The sequence below is a fragment of the Nonomuraea sp. B12E4 genome (assembly GCF_039871825.1).
Lineage (GTDB): Bacteria > Actinomycetota > Actinomycetes > Streptosporangiales > Streptosporangiaceae > Nonomuraea.
In genome coordinates this window covers 1,209,303-1,224,689 of record NZ_JBDPME010000001.1, presented here as the reverse complement: position 1 = coordinate 1,224,689, position 15,387 = coordinate 1,209,303, and the positions used below count along the sequence as shown (strand labels likewise).

Below are 15,387 nucleotides of genomic sequence, written 5' to 3'. Positions count from 1 at the left end.
GTGAGCACGGATGGTCGCACATCCGCTTCTATCGAGGGCTCCATGCTCTTGTCAGGCGATCGACGACACCTCCACATCCATGGTCATCCGATCGCTATCACCCGGTTTGCCTGCTGAGAAAACTTCATTGCAACGACAAGTGGCGTGAATTGCATTTACCGGCAATGCCGTTGCAACGATCCGCTGCTACCTGGCCATATCCATGCACTTTTCGTTGACTACATAAGAAACGCAACGTAGCCTTTCCTGGCCTGGAAAGGACATGTCGATGTTAGATGTAACGCGAACCCGGGCGCGGGTCTCCGAACTCCTCGCCGAATACCAGATCCCAAGCGCCGCGATCGGGATCCTCCATGACGGGGAGATCACCGACTTCGCCGTCGGCGTCAAGAACGCGGCGACCCGCGAGCCCACGACGGCCGACACCATTTACCAGTGCGGTTCCATGACCAAGACCTGGACCGCCCTCGCCTTCATGCAACTTGTCGACGAGGGAAAAGCCGGCCTGGACGAGCCGGTACGGACCTATCTTCCCGGTTTCCAAGTCGCCGACCCCGAGGTCAGTGCGAACGTCACGCCTCGCCATCTCCTGAACCACACGAACGGCATAGAGGAGGCCTACGGCGATCCCGGCCAAGGCGACGACGTGTATGAGCGCATGGTCGCGAACATCGCCGGCGCGCCTCAAGCGCATCCCATGGGCCACACCCACGGTTACAGCGCGGCCCTGGGTTATGCCATTCTCGCCCGCGTCATGGAAGTGATCGACGGCGAACGGTGGGACGCCATCATGCGGGATCGCCTCTTCGACCCGCTGGGACTGACCGGTACGAGCACGTGGCACGCCCAGGTGGACCCGCACCGCGCCGCGACGGGACACCTGAACCGCTCCCTCGACGAGGGACCCGTCATCTCACCACTGACCCATTTGCCGCGGTCTTTCGGCCCTGGCGGCAACATCAGTTCGACGGCGCGGGATGTGCTCACGATGGCGCACGTCCTCCTCGATGGCGGCAAGGCGCCGAACGGCACCAGAATCGTCTCGGCCGAGGCCGTTCGCGAGATGATGGAATCGCGCGTTCCCGTGCCCGATCCGTATTCGTTCGGGCCGGAGTGGGGTCTCGGTCTCATCGTGTGCGACTGGCACGGCGAGACCGTCTACGCGCACGACGGCAGCACCGTCGGCCAGAGCGCCCGCCTGCGAATCCTGCCGGATTCGGGCCTCGCCCTCGTGCTGCTGACCAACGCCGGGCCGCGGGACGGCTTCTACAAGAAGGTGTTCAACGAGATCCTCTCCGGCCTCGGCGCGCCCACGATCCCGGACCTGCCGGAACCCGACCCGACCCTGTCCCTCGACCCGTCGAGGTACGAGGGCGTCTACGAGCGGCCAGGCTCCCGATACACGGTGTCGGCCGAGGACGGAGAACTCCGCCTCGCCTTCACCGTGAATCCCATGGAGGCACAGCTCACCGGTAAGCCGGAACGCATCACGTACGAGCTGCTTCCGATCAGTGAGACGCATTTCCTGATGCCTTCGGCAAGCCCGCTCGAAGACCCTCAGACCGTCGCCATCTACGACTTCCACGACGGGGTCGCGCAATACCTCCACACCAATTGCCGAGTAAATCCGAGAGCAAAAGAGGAGAGCACAGGAATGCAGGTCATGGCGGTTTCCACGATTTCCGACAACGGCGGGTTCTGGGGTGCGCTGAAGGCGGCCTACGGGCAACTGCCGAAGGGCGCCGAATGGACCCTGGCCGTGGCCAGCACCGACGGGGCCAAAGCGGTGAACGTCATCGTCCACGACTCGGTCGACAGCGTCAAAACCCTCTTCGAGGAGCACGCCGGCCCCTTCGCCACGACGGAATACTTCGAGGCCGACGCGGCCAACGCGGTCGGCCTCCCGAAGAAGTAGCCGCTCCTCGCGCTGCCGTCCGCCCAAGCCGCAACCGGCTGTCGCAGGGCTAGTGTCTGATCGCGAGGTGGGCGGCGAGGGCGCCGTAAACCGCGCGGGGCGGTTCGCCGGCTGTGGAGGTGCTCTTCCCCGAGCGGAAGCCGCTCAGCAGAAACGCACTCCGGCTGCATCCGCGTGCGGGAATGCCGACGTACGAGGACAGCTCTCTCGGGGGCCGCTGAGGTGGCCGGCCGAGAGCCCTGGCCGTTGTGCGCCGAAGAACACGACGATGGCCTGGTGGCCGCCATCCGCCACGAGTCCGTGGCCTCCATGGTGCCGGTCGTGTGGCGGCCGGGTGGGGCGGCCGGTGGCCCGGTTGGAGGACAAGGCGCCGGGCCGGGTGGTCAAGGTCAGGGCGGCGTACACGAGTCAGCGGTCTTCGGCGTGCGGGATCGTGGACCGGCAGGCGCGTGAACCCCAACACGCCCTCCTCCTGGTGGGGTGAGTGTGGTTGCCGCCCCGTCCTTCGGGCGGGGAGGATGTCAAAGTGCCTGGGTGAGCGCGTCGAGGTCGGCCAGGCGTTGGGCGGGGGACAGGTGGGCGGCCGTGGAGACGAGGAGGAGTTCGGTGACGGCGATCTCGTGGGCGAGCGGGGCGATCGGGCCGGCCGCCTCGCGGGGGAGGCGGATCAGGATCTCAGCCTGGTCGGCCAGCGGCGAGGTCCAGGCGTCGGTGACGAGCAGCAGCCGCGCGCCCCGGCCACGGGCAGCGTGTACGAAGCGGGCGGTGTCGTCGGCGTAGCGCCGGAAGTCGTAGGCCACGACCACGTCGGACACCCCCAGATCGAGCACGGTACGGGCGCGAGCCGGCGCGGAGTCCGGCACCCGGTGCGCACCCGGGCGCAGGCTGGCCAGTTGCCGGATCAGGTATTCGGCGGCCAGCTCGCTCAACGGCCCGCCCAGCGCCCACAGGGTCCTGGCCTCGGCCAGCAGCACCGCCCCGGCCTCCAGCAGCGGCTCGGCGACGGCCGCCAGGGTGCTGTCCAGCCCCGCCCGCAACTCATCGGCGGCCCGCCACAACACCGAACCGCCGCCCCCACCAGCGCCGGCCGCGCCGACGTCGCGTCCTGCCGATCCGGCCGCGCCAGCCTTGCGACCTGCCGATCCAGCCCCGTCGGCGCCGCCCTCTGGCAAGCGAGCCGCGACGCCGCCGGTTTCCGGCGGGGCGGAACCGGAGGTGGATGAGACCGAGGGGCGGGTGACGAACTCGTGCAGCCGTGACCGTGCCCGCGCCCCGTCCCTGACCGCCGCCTGGAACTCGGCGAACCCGTCGAACCCCAGCCGGTCGAACAGCCGCGAGGCCGTGGGCGGGCTCACCCCCGCACGTTCGGCCAGGGCACGCAGCGAGCCGAGCGCCGCGAACGGATAGTCGTCGAGCAGCACCCGCACGATCGCCCGCTCACCAGGCGGCAACTCGGGATAGACGGCCGCCAGCCGGGCCTCCATGGGCTCGTTCTCCATGATGACAAATGTTACACCAGTGCCAATGCACAGACTTAGACCGAACAGATGTTACGGTGCAGGATATGAACACCTGGCATGGTCTGATCAACAGCGACTACCGGCGCTGGCTCCCCGTCACCCCCGACACCCCCGCGATCTCCCTCAACGAGGGCAACACCCCGCTCCTGCGCTCGGACCATCTGTCCGCGACCACGGGATGCGACGTCTGGCTCAAGGTCGAGGGCGCCAACCCGACGGGCTCGTTCAAGGACCGCGGGATGACGGTGGCGCTCAGCCTGGCCGTCGAATCCGGCGCAGAGACGGTCATCTGCGCCTCCACCGGCAACACCAGCGCCTCGGCCGCCGCCTATGCCGCCCGCGCCGGGGTGAGCGCCGCCGTGCTGGTCCCCAAGGGCCGGATCGCGCTGGGCAAGCTGAGCCAGGCCGTACGCCACGGCGCCCGCATCGTCGAGATCGACGGCACCTTCGACGACTGCATGCGGGTGGCCCGCGAGCTGGCCGCCGACCACCCGGTCGCCCTGGTCAACTCCGTCGGCAACGAGCTGCGCCTGGCGGGCCAGCGGACCGTCGCCTACGAGATCGTGGACGCCCTGGGCGAGGCGCCCGACGTGCACTGCCTGCCGGTGGGCAACGGCGGCAACATCACCGCCACCTGGGGCGGCTACCGTACCTATCTGGAGGCGGGCCGGGCCACCCGGCTGCCGCGCATGTGGGGGTTCCAGGCCGCGGGGGCGGCTCCGCTCGTACATGGCAGGCCCGTCGCCGAGCCGTGCACGGCGGCCAGCGCGATCAACGTCGGCAACCCCGCCACCTGGGACGGCGCCGTCGCCGCCGGGGAGGAGTCCGGCGGGCTGATGGCGGCGGTGAGTGACGAGCAGATCTTCGCGGCGTACCGGATGCTGGCCGGTCGCGACGGCGTCTTCGCCGAGCCGGCGTCGGCGGCCGGGGTGGCGGGGTTGCTGGACCGGCACGCGCGGGGCGCGCTGGAGCCCGGCCTGCGGATCGTGATCACGCTCAGCGGCAACGGGCTGAAGGACCTGGACGCCTCCCTGCGCGACGGCTACACCTCGGCCGAGACCTCCGCGGCCACCGCCGACGTGGCCCGCGCCCTGGGCCTGGCCGCCTGACGTGGAGTGGCCCGCAAGAAGGCCGAGCGCAGGAATGAGCGGTTGAGAGCCGATCTTCCTTTCGGTTCGTCAGCGCGTAGGAGAGCGCCGAGAAGCGTCATGGGTTTCCCTTTTATACAAAAATTATTGTGCTACAACATTCATCACGGGCGGACCCTCCGCGTTGACGTACCGGCTCAGCGTCGACACCGTGCGCAGGGCTTCCTGCTTGGTTCGGATGTGCCAGTAGAGTGCGGGTGACTTGACACCGAGCCATCGGAGGAGATCACTTGGCGGGGTCCGGCGGGAGGATGCGGCACAGCACTTCCAGCGCGGGCCCGTCTTCACGGAACGGTTCGACGGCCCCGCCCGACTCGGGGCGCTCGCGGGTTCCGGCCGGGGCGGCGGTTGCATCACTTCGACAAAGAGCTGGTCGTGTCCCGTGAGGGGGTCCCGGCTTCGGAAGTGGCCGATCCCGCTCGCCTCGCTCGGCACGGCCATCCCCGCTGAACAGCGGAAATCCCGACGGAATAGGATCGCGGAGGGGTTCTTGGCGGCCCGTTGAGACAGCGGCGGCCGCCGGCGGCGGTATCCGTCGCCGCAGATGATCGCGCTGAATGTTGTGGAATCCCTACATGTCGGCGCACGGCGGTTCTGGTGTGAGATCAAGCCCATGAAGGATGAAGGCAAGCGACGCAGGTTCCCCACGGGTGACCTGGCAAGGGTGGCGGTGTTCGCCGCGCTCATCGCGGTGCTCGGACTGCCGGGCTCGCTGAACGTGCTCGGCAACGCGGTCCCGATCACGCTGCAGACGCTGGGCGTGATGCTGGCGGGCGCGATCCTCGGCACGTGGCGGGCCGCGCTGGCCGTCGCGGTGCTGCTCGTGCTGGTGGCCGCCGGCCTGCCGTTGCTGTCGGGTGGGCGCGGCGGGCTGGGGGTGCTGGTGGGGCCGTCGGCGGGGTTCCTGCTCGGCTGGGTTCCCGGCGCGGCGGTGACCGGCTGGCTGGTCGAGCGGGCGGGCCGCGATCCGGGGCTCGTCCGGCTCGTGGTGGCGTGCGTGGTGGGCGGCATCGGGGTGATCTATCTGGTCGGCATCCCCGTACAGGCCGCGGTGACCGGGGTGTCCCTGGGCAAGACGGCGCTGCTCAGCATGGTCTTCCTGCCCGGTGACGCGATCAAGGCGGTGCTGGCGTCCCTCGTGGCCCGGGGTACGCAGCGGGCCTACCCGGACGCGGTGCCCGCCGTGCACCAGGAGCGGTTGCGCGCCGGCGGGGAGCGTTGAGCGCGCGATGCCGATAGCGGAACACGTGATGCGGCACGCCGCCGAACGGCCCCGGCGGGTGGCGGTGCGCGGCCCGGCGGGCGATCTGACCTATGCCGGGCTCGCCGCGAACATCCACGGCGCCGCCCGCCACCTGCTCGGCCTGGGTGCCGGACCCGGCGCGCTGGTCGGGGCGGGCCTGGCGGACCCGGTCGCGCTGCTCACCGCCGTGCTCGCCGCCGATCTGGCCGGGGCGACGCCGCTGGTGGGCGAGCCCGCCTGGGACCGCGCCCGCTGGACCGCGGCGGCGGGCCCGGTGGACGTGCTCGTGAACACGCCCCTGCCCTCCGCGTCGGCGGGCCCGGCGGTGCGGTACGAGCCGCGGCCGGACGACCGGGCATGGGCCTGCTTCAGCTCCGGCAGCACCGGCAGACCCCGCGCCGTGGTCCGAAGCCGGGCCTCCTGGACGGCCTCCTTCCCGCACCTCAGCGGCCTGACCGGGATCGGCCCCGACGACACCGTCCTGATCCCGGGCCCGCTGGTCTCCTCCCTGTACGCCTTCGCCGCCGTACACACGCTGGCCGTCGGCGCGACCGCGCTGCTGCCCGGCCGCTGGCCCGCCGGCTCCCTGGCGGCCCACCTCGGCCAGGCCACCGTCGTGCACCTGGTCCCGCACCGGCTGCCCGACGTGCTCGACCGGCCGGGGAGGCTGCGCACGGCCGTCGTCGGCGGCGCGGCGCTGGCCCCGGACGCGCGGGCGACGGCGGCGCGGGCGGGGGTGGACGTCGTGGCGTACTACGGCGCCACCGAGCTGTCGTTCGTGGCCGTGGACGTGGACGGGAGCGGCCTGCGGCCGTTCCCCGGTGTGGAGGTCGAGGTCAGGGAGTGCGGCGGGCCGGCCGGCCTCGGCGAGGTGTGGGCGCGCTCGCCGTGGCTGTCCGAGGGCTACCTGGGGGAGGCGGCCGGGCCGCTGCGGCGGGACGACGCCGGCTGGATGACGGTGGGGGACGTGGCCGAGCCGTACCGGGCGGGGGAGGTGCTGCGGTTGCGCGGCCGGGGCGGCGGCGCGATCCAGACCGGCGGTTCCACCGTCGTGCCCGAGGACGTCGAGGAGGTGCTCAGGAAGGTGCCCGGCGTCGGGGACATCGTGGTCGTGGGCTCGCCGCATCCGCGGCTCGGCTCGGTGGTGACGGCGATCGTCGAGTCCACCTCGCCACCGCCGCGCTCCTTGCTGGAGGCGGTCGCCCGCGGCGGGCTGGACGTGGCACAGCGCCCGCGCCGCTGGTACGCGGTGCCGAACCTGCCGCGTACCCAGACGGGCAAACCCGCGCGCGCCCTGGTGGCGGCCCTGCTGGCGGACGGCGCCCCGGACATCCGGCGGCTGGCCTGACATGACAGGACTGGAACCGGTCGTCGTGGCGGCCCGGCGGACGCCCATCGGGACGGCCGGGCACGCGTTCAAGGACGTGAGCGTCGATCGGCTGGCCGCGCGGGTGATCCAGGCGGTGGCCCGCGACGTGGCCGGACGGCCGGTCGAGGACGTGGTGCTGGGCAACTGCATGGGCCCCGGCGGGAACGTGGCCAGGGTGTCCGCGCTGGCGGCGGGCCTGGGGCACGAGGTGCCGGGCCTCACCGTGGACCGGCAGTGCGGCAGCGGGCTGGCCGCGATCCTGCTGGCCGGGCAGGCGGTGCGCGCGGGGGAGATGGACCTGGTGATCGCCGGAGGGGCGGAGAGCGCCTCGACGGCGCCGCTGCGTACGCACCGGCGGGCGGCGGAGCCGTACGGGAGGGCGGCCTTCGCGCCGGACGGGCATCCCGACCCGGACATGGGGCCCGCCGCCGAGGCGCTGGCGGCGGCGCGCGGCATCAGCCGGGAGCGGCAGGACGCCTACGCCTGCCGCAGCCACGCCGGAGCGCTGGCGGCCCGTGACGGCGGCCGGTTCGCGGCGGAGATCGTGGCGGTCGGCGGGCGGGCCCAGGACCAGCGGCCGCGGCCGCTGCGGGCCGCGTCGCTGGCCCGGCTGCCCGCGGCGTTCGTGCCCGGCGGTACGGTGACGGCCGCCAACTCCTCCCCGGTGAGCGACGGCGCGGCGGCGGTGGCCCTCGTGCCGGAACGGCTGCGCGCCGGGCTCCCGGGAATGCGGCTGGTGGCCGGGGCGGTCGTCGGGTGCGACCCGGCGCTGCCCGGGTGGGGGCCGGTGCCGGCCGTGCGGCGGGTGCTCGCGCGGGCGGGGGTGGACCTGGGGCGGGTCGCGGCCGTGGAGATCGTGGAGGCGTTCGCGGCGCAGGTGCTGGCGGTGACCGACGCACTCGGGCTCGACCCGCTGGGCGCCGACGGGGAGCGGGTGTCCCCGGACGGCGGCGCGCTGGCGCTGGGCCATCCGTGGGGCGCCACCGGCGCGGTCGTGGTCACCAGGCTGTTCACCAGGCTGGTACGGGCGGGCGCGCCGCCGGGAACGCTCGGCCTGGCAGCGGCCGCGGTGGGCGGCGGCCTGGGTGTGGCGGCACTGTTCGAGGTGGTGAAGTGATCGAGTTCGCCGGCGTGCACGTGACGCTCGGGCAGCGTGACGTGCTGCGCGGCATCACCGTCTCGCTGCCCGAGCGCCGCATCGGCGTGGTCGGCGCCAACGGCTCGGGAAAGAGCACGCTCGCCCGCCTGGTCAACGGGCTGGCGTTGCCCACCGCGGGCAGCGTGACCGTGCTGGGCCTGGACACCCGCCGGCACGCGGCCAGGGTCAGGCGCGGGGTCGGTTTCCTGTTCACCGACCCGGACGCGCAGATCGTGATGCCGACGGTGGCCGAGGACGTGGCCTTCTCGCTGCGCCGCAGGGGGCTGGCGCGGGAGGAGGTCGAGCGGCGCGTGGGCGAGGTGCTGGACCGGTACGGCCTGGGCGGCCACGCCGACCACCCCGCCCACCACCTGTCGGGCGGCCAGAAGCAGTTGCTGGCCCTGTGCTCGGTGATGGTGCTGGAGCCGGACATCCTGGTCATGGACGAGCCGACCACGCTGCTGGACCTGCGCCATTCCCGCCAGGTCGCCGCCCTGCTGCGGGAGATGCCGCAGCAGGTCCTGGTGGTCACCCACGACCTGCCGCTGCTGGCGGACTTCGACCGGGTCCTGGTGCTGGACGAGGGCCGGATCGTGGCCGACGCGGCCCCGGCCGAGGCCATCGGGCACTACCGGAGGCTGATGGCGTGAACGGCCTCAACGGCGTCTACGTCCCCGGCACCTCGCCGCTGCACCGGCTGCCGGCCGGCGCCAAGCTGGCCGGGCTGGCCGTGGCGTGCACGGTGCTGGTGCTGGTGGGCTCGCCGGTGGCGCTGGCCGGGGCGGCGGTCGTGGTGGCCGCGCTGTACGCGCTGTCGCGGGTGGGGATGGCGGCGGCCTGGGCACAGGTCAGGCCGGTGCGCTGGCTGGCGGTGGCGCTGTTCGCGATGCAGTGGGCGTTCGTGGATCTGCCGGGGGCGGCGGCCACGACGTTGCGCGTGGTGCTGGCCGTGGCGCTGGCCGGGCTGGTGACGCTCACCACCCGTACCTCGGCCATGATGGCGACGCTGGAGCGTTGTCTTGGGCCGGCCAGGTTCGTCGGGCTGGACCCGTTCCGGCTGTCGCTGCTGCTGTCGCTGACCGTGCGCAGCGTGCCGGTGATGGCGGCGCTGGCCGGCCGGGTCAGGGAGGCGCAGCGGGCCAGGGGCGTCGAGCGCAGCCTGCGCGCCTTCGCGGTTCCGCTGGTGGTGGCCGCGCTCCGGCACGCTGACGCGCTGGGCGAGGCGCTCAGCGCCCGCGGCGTCGACGACTGACTATCCCAGGATTGACTTATATAAGCGTTACCTGAAAGAGTGTGATACGTGCACGCATTCGACGTTCTCGGCGACCCGGTCCGGCGGCGGATCCTGGAGCTGCTGGCCGGTGGCGAGCAGAGCTCCGGCGAGGTCACCGCCGTCATCCAGCGCGAGTTCGGGATCTCCCAACCGGCCGTCTCGCAACACCTGCGGGTGCTGCGAGACAACGGGTTCGCCAGCGTGCGGGCCCAGGGCACCCGCCGGCTCTACGCGGTGGAGGCGGCGCCGTTGCGGGAGGTCGACGAGTGGCTGGAGCGCTTCCGCGGCTTCTGGACCCAGCGGCTGGACGCGCTGGCCACCGAGCTGGCCCGGGGCAGGCGCGAGCGCCGTGCGCAGGACGACCCGACAGACGACCCGAAGGGCACTTGATGGACATACTCGACGAGATCGCGCGGGCGCGGCGTGAGCTGTCCGGCGACAGGCGCAAGCACCTGGTGCTGAGCCGCCGCTACGACGCCGAGATCGAGGACGTGTGGCAGGCCTGCACCGACGCCGAGCGGCTGGCCCGCTGGTTCCTGCCGGTCAGCGGCGACCTCAAGGTCGGCGGGAAATACCAGCTTGAGGGCAACGCCGGCGGCGAGATCCTGCAGTGCGAGCCGCCGGAGCTGCTCCGCGTCACGTGGCTGTTCGGCGCGGACCCCGGCTTCTCCGAGGTGGAGGTGCGCCTGTCCGCCGACGGCGATGGCACCCTGCTCGAGCTGAGCCACACCGCCGACGTCCCGGAGGAGATGTGGTCGCAGTTCGGCCCCGGCGCGACCGGGGTGGGCTGGGACCTGGCCCTGCTGGGCCTGGGCGTGCACCTGTCGGGCAGCGCGCCGATCGACGAGAACACCTTCCACGAGACCGAGGAGGGCCGGGCGTTCATCACGGCCAGCAGCCGCGCCTGGGGCGAGGCGCACCAGGCCGCGGGCGGCGCGCCGGACGAGGTCGCCGCCGCCGTCGCCCGGACCACCGCCTTCTACGCCCCCGAATAGGAGCCCGCCATGGCCCAGAAAGTCTCGACGTTCCTCATGTTCCAGAACGGCGACGCCGAGGAGGCGATGACGTTCTACGTGTCGCTGCTCGACGAGGCCAAGATCGTGAGCCTGACCCGCTTCGGCCCGGGGGAGGACGGAGTGGAGGGCAAGGTCAAGCAGGCCGTGTTCCTGCTGGCGGGCCAGGAGTACATGTGCTTCGACAGCGACCCCCGCCACTCCTTCACGTTCACCCCGTCGATGTCGCTGTTCGTCACGTGCGACACGGAGGCCGACATCGACCGCCTGTACGCGGCCCTGTCCGAGGGCGGCGGGGAGCTGATGCCGCTCGGCTCGTACGGGTTCAGCACGAAGTTCGGCTGGGTCACCGACCGGTTCGGCGTGTCCTGGCAGCTCAACCTGCCTTGAGCGGTGCGGCCCCGCAGAGCACAACGATGGGCGCCGGCCTGGCGTGGCCGGCGCCCATCACCGTATCCGGCCAAGACGCCGTCTTCGCCGGCAGACCCTAATGGTCCAAGCATCACGCCTTGGTGCTGCTGACCTTGGTCAGGCACTCGGAGGCGCCGGGCGACAGGATCGGGACGTTGGCCGAGACCACGTCCGTCAGAACGTTGGCGTTGCAGCCGGCCATGACAGCCGTCTGGGCGCTGGCGGCGGGGCCCGCCAGCACCAGCCCGGCGGAGGCGGCCAGGACGAGGGCCTTGAGGGTGTTGTTCATGGAGTCCTTTTTCCTTTCGGTGGATGGCTACCGGGCTCCATTATTACTTTGAGTAGTCATTCGATTACAGTGCGTACTTAACTGATGATCCAGACAGGGTATTGGACCCCTCCGGATCGGTTAGGGCCGCGGGGTCGCGTTCGGGCGGGCCGGCCGGCCACCAGCGACCGTCGCGCTTGGTGAAGGGATACCAGCGGCCGTCCCTGCCGTAGCGGAGCTGGAGGGCGCCGAGGGTCCAGCGGTTGCGCCAGGCTTCCACCGTGAGCGGCGCCTCGCCCTCCCAACCGGCTTCGAGCAGGGCGCGCGCCCTGGCCAGGTCCTGGCGGGGCGGGGTCCAGGCGGCCTCCAGGACGTCCAGACCGGCGGCGCCGCCGTACCGCCAGGCCTGGACGGCGGCGTCGAGGCCCGGCTCGCCGCCGGCATCGAGGTCGTGGTCGGCGGCCAGCCGCACCCGGTCCTGGTGCTCGGTCAGCTCCGGCAGCCGCCCGCGCAGCAGCAGCTCGCGGGCGCGCCAGGCGGCGGAGGCCGCCAGCACGCCCAGGGCGGCAACGTTCACCAGGCCCGCCTCGGGGTCCGGGCCCAGGGCCGGCGGGGTGAAGGGCACATCGAACGGCGGCGGCTGGGGCAGCGGCGGCACCCCGGCCGCGAACGCCTCCCTGGCGGGCACCCCCGCGGCGACGACGGTGGAGGCGGCGGTGGAGGCGGCGGGACCGTCGCGGAGCTGCAGCGCCTCGATCAGCTCCCGCTCGCCGCGCCCGCGCATCAGCAGCAGCACGAACGGGTCGGCGTCCAGCAGCCACGAGACCTGGTAGCACAGGGCGGCGGCGTGCTTGCAGGGGTGGCCCCAGTCGGGGCAGGAGCATTCCGGCTCCAGGTCGCCGACGGCGGGCAACAGCGGCACGGCCGCGTCCTCGGCGGCCTCGACCAGGTCGTGCGGCATGTCGCCCTCCAGCAGCGCGGCGATGTGCCCGGCCTTGGCGGCGACCTGGTCGAGGAAGCGTTCCCAGGCGTCGTCGGTGAGCTGCTCGACCCGGACGACGGTGTCGTACTCGCTCTCGGCGACGGCGGCGATCCGGCCGGGGCTGACGGTGATCGGCCCGACCTGGCCGGTCTTGGCGTACGCGCGGCCCTTGCGCAGCAGGCCGTGGTCCAGCGAGGTGTCCTCCATGGCCTTGACCCAGGCGCCACCCCACCAGGAGGTGGCGAAGCGGGCGCCGGCGCGTTGCGGGGGGAAGGCGGGGAAGCCGCGGGCGGCGGTCATCGGAGCTCCACGAGGGCGGCGAGTTCGGCGTCGGTCAGCTCGGTGAGTGCGGCCTCGCCGCCGGCGAGCACGGCGTCGGCGAGCGTGCGCTTGGCGGCCAGCATGCCGGCGATGCGGTCCTCGATCGTGCCCTCGGTGATCAGGCGGTGCACCTGGACGGGCCTGGTCTGGCCGATGCGGTAGGCGCGGTCGGTGGCCTGGTCCTCGACGGCGGGGTTCCACCAGCGGTCGTAGTGGATGACGTGGTCGGCCCGGGTGAGGTTCAGGCCGGTGCCGGCGGCCTTGAGCGAGAGCAGGAACACCGGCGCCCGCCCGTCCTGGAAGCGCCGGACCATCTCCTCGCGGCGGGCGACCGGCGTGCCTCCGTGCAACAACTGGGCGGCCACGCCCCGGGCGGACAGGTGGCGTTCCAGCAGCCGGGCCATGGCGACGTACTGGGTGAAGACCAGCACCGCGCCGTCCTCGGCGAGGATCGTGTCGACGAGCTCGTCGAGCAGCTCCAGCTTGCCCGAGCGGCCGGGCAGGCGGGGGATGCTCTCGTGCAGGTACTGGGCGGGGTGGTTGCAGATCTGCTTGAGCCCGGTGAGCAGCTTGACGATGAGGCCACGCCTGGCCATGCCGTGGGCGCCGGCGATCTGGGCCATGATCTCGCGCACGACGGCCTCGTACAGTCCGGCCTGCTCGGTGGTGAGCGCGACCGGCCGGTCGGTCTCGGTCTTGGGCGGCAGCTCGGGCGCGATGCCGGGGTCGCTCTTACGGCGGCGCAGCAGGAACGGCCCCACCAGCCGGGCCAGCCGCTCGGCCGCCTGGCTGTCGCCGGATTCGACGGGTTTGGCCCAGCGTGCCCTGAACCTGGGGAGCGGGCCCAGCAGACCGGGCGTGGTCCAGTCGAGGATGGCCCACAGCTCTGACAGGTTGTTCTCCACGGGGGTGCCGGTCAGGGCGACCCGGGCGGCGGCGGGGATGTCGCGCAGGGCCTTGGCGGTGCCGGAGGCGGGGTTCTTGACGTGCTGGGCCTCGTCGGCCACCAGCAGGCCCCACGGGTGGCCGGCCAGCCGGGCCGCGTCCAGCCGCATGGTGCCGTACGTGGTGAGCACGAACCCCTCCTCCCCGTCGGGCAGGGCGCGGCCGGTCCCGTGGTAGCGGCTCACGGGTACGCCGGGCGCGAACCGGGTGATCTCGCGCTCCCAGTTGCCCAGCAGCGAGGCCGGGCACACCACCAGCGTCGGGCCCGTGCCGGTGCGGTGCAGGTGCAGCGCGATGAGCGTGATCGTCTTGCCCAGGCCCATGTCGTCGGCCAGGCAGCCGCCGAGTCCGAGCGAGGTCATCCGGGCCAGCCAGCGCAGCCCGGCCAGCTGGTAGTCGCGCAGCGTGGCGGCCAGGCCCGGCGGCGGGGCGACGTCCTCGGGGTCGGTCAGGCGCTCGCGCAGGTCGCGCAGCCAGTCGGTGGGCTCGGCGGCGATCTGCTCGCCGTCGACCTCGACCGTGCCGGTCAGGGCGGCGCCCAGGGCTTCGAGCCCGGTCAGGGGCTTGAGGTCCCGCTGGCGGGCCTTGCGGGCCAGGTCGGGGTCGATGAGCACCCACTGGTCGCGCAGCCGGACGACGGGGCGGTGGGCCTCGGCGAGCCGGTCCATCTCGGCGGCGGTCAGGCGCTCGCCGCCGAGGGCGAGCTGCCAGTCGAAGCTGGTCAGGTGGTGGCCGCCGAGGAATCTGGGCAGGTCGGAGGGGGCGCTGTCGCGCTCGCCGATGACGGCCCGGGCAGTAAGGCCGCGGACCAGCGCCTTGGGCCAGTGCACCTCGACGCCGGCGGCCGCCAGACGCTCGGCGGCGCCGGCGAGGAGGTCTTCGACGTCGCCGTCGGTGAGGGCGAGCTCGTCCGGCACGGCACTGTCGAGCAGCCGCTCCAGGCCGGGCCAGGCGCGGGCGGCGCGGCGCACGGCCAGCGTCGCCTCGATCCTGGCGCGGGCGCCGAAACCGGGGTCGTGCCCGCGCCACAGATCGGCGGCGTCGACCACGAGGGAGGGGTCGGCCAGGCTGTGGAGCTGGACGATCGCCCGGAAGTCGGCGGCGGCCAGGTCGTCGGCCTCCAGGCGGAGCGACAGCCGTACGCCGGAGTCGAGGCCGGCCGACACCTCCTCGGCCCAGCGGCGCAGGTGCGGCACCTTGACGGGCCTGGCGGCGGCGTAGGCGGTGCTGCCGGTGGCGCGCACGGCGCCGGGGGAGCGCGGCATGGCGTCGGCGACGGCGTCGAGGAAGGCCCGCACGAGCGGCTCGGCGTCGGGCAGCCGCACCTGCCCGTCCGGCGCCGCCCCGGAGGGGTTGAGCGGGACGGCGCCGGCCGTGGCGGGGTCGAGCGGGACGGCACGGGCCGTGGCGGGCATGGCGTCGGCCAGGTCGCGTACGCGCTGGACGTCGGCGGCGTCCAGCGGCCCGGCCCGCCACGCGTCGTGCTCACCCGCCGTCACCCCGGGCAGCACCCGCCCCCGGGTGACGAGCTGCAGCGCCACGAGGGCCACCGCGCCCCAGAAACGCGCCGCCGGATGGGCGGCGGCGTCGGTGCGCGCCCGGGCCAGCGCCGCCACCGCCTCGCCCACCGGGACAAGGGTGGCCGCGGCCTCGCGGGTGCCCTCGTCCTCGGTGGCCACCGTCACGACGGCCTCGCCCTCGGGGTCGAGGAAGGCCACGCGCCCGGACCGGGGCGGGTCGCCGGGTTGGAAGACTGCCGGGTGCCGGGCCAGATCCGTGGTGAGCCTCACGGCCGTACAGTGTACGGTACGCGGAGGGTGTGGTTTACCTCAGCACCGATC

The 15,387-nt window shown here is 73.0% G+C and carries 14 protein-coding genes; 10 read left to right on the top strand and 4 right to left on the bottom strand.

Annotated features, from left to right (window positions below; all coding sequences use genetic code 11):
* Window positions 1-268: 268 nt before the first annotated feature.
* The gene (locus ABGB18_RS05790) at window positions 269-1,915 is read left to right on the top strand and encodes a serine hydrolase domain-containing protein (protein WP_347694273.1); all 1,647 of its coding nucleotides are present in this window, start codon (window positions 269-271) and stop codon (window positions 1,913-1,915) included.
* 521 nt (window positions 1,916-2,436) lie between these two features.
* Here the strand turns inward: ABGB18_RS05790 and ABGB18_RS05785 are convergent.
* Window positions 2,437-3,414 carry a MurR/RpiR family transcriptional regulator gene (locus ABGB18_RS05785; RefSeq protein ID WP_347694272.1) on the bottom strand — a complete coding sequence of 326 codons (978 nt, stop codon included), beginning with the start codon at window positions 3,412-3,414 and terminating at the stop codon, window positions 2,437-2,439.
* A gap of 65 nt (window positions 3,415-3,479) precedes the next feature.
* On the opposite strand from ABGB18_RS05785, the gene thrC reads away from it, so the two are divergent.
* The 9 genes from thrC (at window position 3,480) to ABGB18_RS05740 (ending at window position 11,009) form a co-directional block, all read left to right on the top strand.
* Complete coding sequence (thrC, locus tag ABGB18_RS05780) at window positions 3,480-4,544, top strand: threonine synthase (protein WP_347694271.1); 1,065 nt, start codon at window positions 3,480-3,482, stop codon at window positions 4,542-4,544.
* Between the two features lie 652 nt (window positions 4,545-5,196).
* Complete coding sequence (locus ABGB18_RS05775) at window positions 5,197-5,805, top strand: biotin transporter BioY (RefSeq protein WP_347694270.1); 609 nt, start codon at window positions 5,197-5,199, stop codon at window positions 5,803-5,805.
* A gap of 7 nt (window positions 5,806-5,812) precedes the next feature.
* Entirely contained in the window at window positions 5,813-7,174 is a 1,362-nt protein-coding gene (locus tag ABGB18_RS05770) for an AMP-binding protein (RefSeq protein WP_347694269.1), read from the top strand.
* Window position 7,175: 1 nt separating this feature from the next.
* Complete coding sequence (locus ABGB18_RS05765) at window positions 7,176-8,312, top strand: thiolase family protein (RefSeq protein WP_347694268.1); 1,137 nt, start codon at window positions 7,176-7,178, stop codon at window positions 8,310-8,312.
* On the top strand, window positions 8,309-8,983 hold the full coding sequence (locus ABGB18_RS05760) for an ABC transporter ATP-binding protein (RefSeq protein WP_347694267.1): 675 nt from the start codon (window positions 8,309-8,311) through the stop codon (window positions 8,981-8,983). The genes ABGB18_RS05765 and ABGB18_RS05760 overlap by 4 nt, the downstream gene beginning before the upstream one ends.
* Window positions 8,980-9,585, top strand: coding sequence for an energy-coupling factor transporter transmembrane protein EcfT (locus ABGB18_RS05755; RefSeq protein WP_347694266.1), 606 nt, complete (start codon window positions 8,980-8,982; stop codon window positions 9,583-9,585). Before ABGB18_RS05760 ends, ABGB18_RS05755 begins: the two co-directional genes overlap by 4 nt.
* 48 nt (window positions 9,586-9,633) lie before the next feature.
* Window positions 9,634-9,996, top strand: a complete 363-nt coding sequence (locus ABGB18_RS05750) for a metalloregulator ArsR/SmtB family transcription factor (protein ID WP_347694265.1) — start codon at window positions 9,634-9,636, stop codon at window positions 9,994-9,996.
* Entirely contained in the window at window positions 9,996-10,601 is a 606-nt protein-coding gene (locus tag ABGB18_RS05745; RefSeq protein WP_347694264.1) for an SRPBCC family protein, read from the top strand. The genes ABGB18_RS05750 and ABGB18_RS05745 overlap by 1 nt, the downstream gene beginning before the upstream one ends.
* Window positions 10,602-10,610: 9 nt before the next feature.
* A complete protein-coding gene (locus ABGB18_RS05740; protein ID WP_347694263.1) occupies window positions 10,611-11,009 on the top strand; it encodes a VOC family protein in 399 nt (132 codons plus the stop codon).
* A 112-nt stretch (window positions 11,010-11,121) separates the two neighbouring features.
* Here ABGB18_RS05740 and ABGB18_RS05735 read toward each other — a convergent pair whose 3' ends face one another.
* The 3 genes from ABGB18_RS05735 to ABGB18_RS05725 form a co-directional block, all read right to left on the bottom strand.
* Window positions 11,122-11,319, bottom strand: a complete 198-nt coding sequence (locus tag ABGB18_RS05735; protein ID WP_347694262.1) for a hypothetical protein — start codon at window positions 11,317-11,319, stop codon at window positions 11,122-11,124.
* Between the two features lie 64 nt (window positions 11,320-11,383).
* The gene (locus tag ABGB18_RS05730) at window positions 11,384-12,580 is read right to left on the bottom strand and encodes an SWIM zinc finger family protein (protein ID WP_347694261.1); all 1,197 of its coding nucleotides are present in this window, start codon (window positions 12,578-12,580) and stop codon (window positions 11,384-11,386) included.
* Window positions 12,577-15,336, bottom strand: a complete 2,760-nt coding sequence (locus tag ABGB18_RS05725; protein WP_347694260.1) for a DEAD/DEAH box helicase — start codon at window positions 15,334-15,336, stop codon at window positions 12,577-12,579. The genes ABGB18_RS05730 and ABGB18_RS05725 overlap by 4 nt, the downstream gene beginning before the upstream one ends.
* Window positions 15,337-15,387: the final 51 nt, after the last annotated feature.

Coding starts and splice junctions, on each gene's coding strand:
- ABGB18_RS05740 (WP_347694263.1), top strand. CDS start 10,611: ATGGCCCAGAAAGTCTCGACGTTCCTCATGTTCCAGAACGGCGACGCC.
- ABGB18_RS05735 (WP_347694262.1), bottom strand. CDS start 11,319: ATGAACAACACCCTCAAGGCCCTCGTCCTGGCCGCCTCCGCCGGGCTG.
- ABGB18_RS05790 (WP_347694273.1), top strand. CDS start 269: ATGTTAGATGTAACGCGAACCCGGGCGCGGGTCTCCGAACTCCTCGCC.
- ABGB18_RS05745 (WP_347694264.1), top strand. CDS start 9,996: ATGGACATACTCGACGAGATCGCGCGGGCGCGGCGTGAGCTGTCCGGC.
- thrC (WP_347694271.1), top strand. CDS start 3,480: ATGAACACCTGGCATGGTCTGATCAACAGCGACTACCGGCGCTGGCTC.
- ABGB18_RS05765 (WP_347694268.1), top strand. CDS start 7,176: ATGACAGGACTGGAACCGGTCGTCGTGGCGGCCCGGCGGACGCCCATC.
- ABGB18_RS05775 (WP_347694270.1), top strand. CDS start 5,197: ATGAAGGATGAAGGCAAGCGACGCAGGTTCCCCACGGGTGACCTGGCA.
- ABGB18_RS05770 (WP_347694269.1), top strand. CDS start 5,813: ATGCCGATAGCGGAACACGTGATGCGGCACGCCGCCGAACGGCCCCGG.
- ABGB18_RS05785 (WP_347694272.1), bottom strand. CDS start 3,414: ATGGAGAACGAGCCCATGGAGGCCCGGCTGGCGGCCGTCTATCCCGAG.
- ABGB18_RS05730 (WP_347694261.1), bottom strand. CDS start 12,580: ATGACCGCCGCCCGCGGCTTCCCCGCCTTCCCCCCGCAACGCGCCGGC.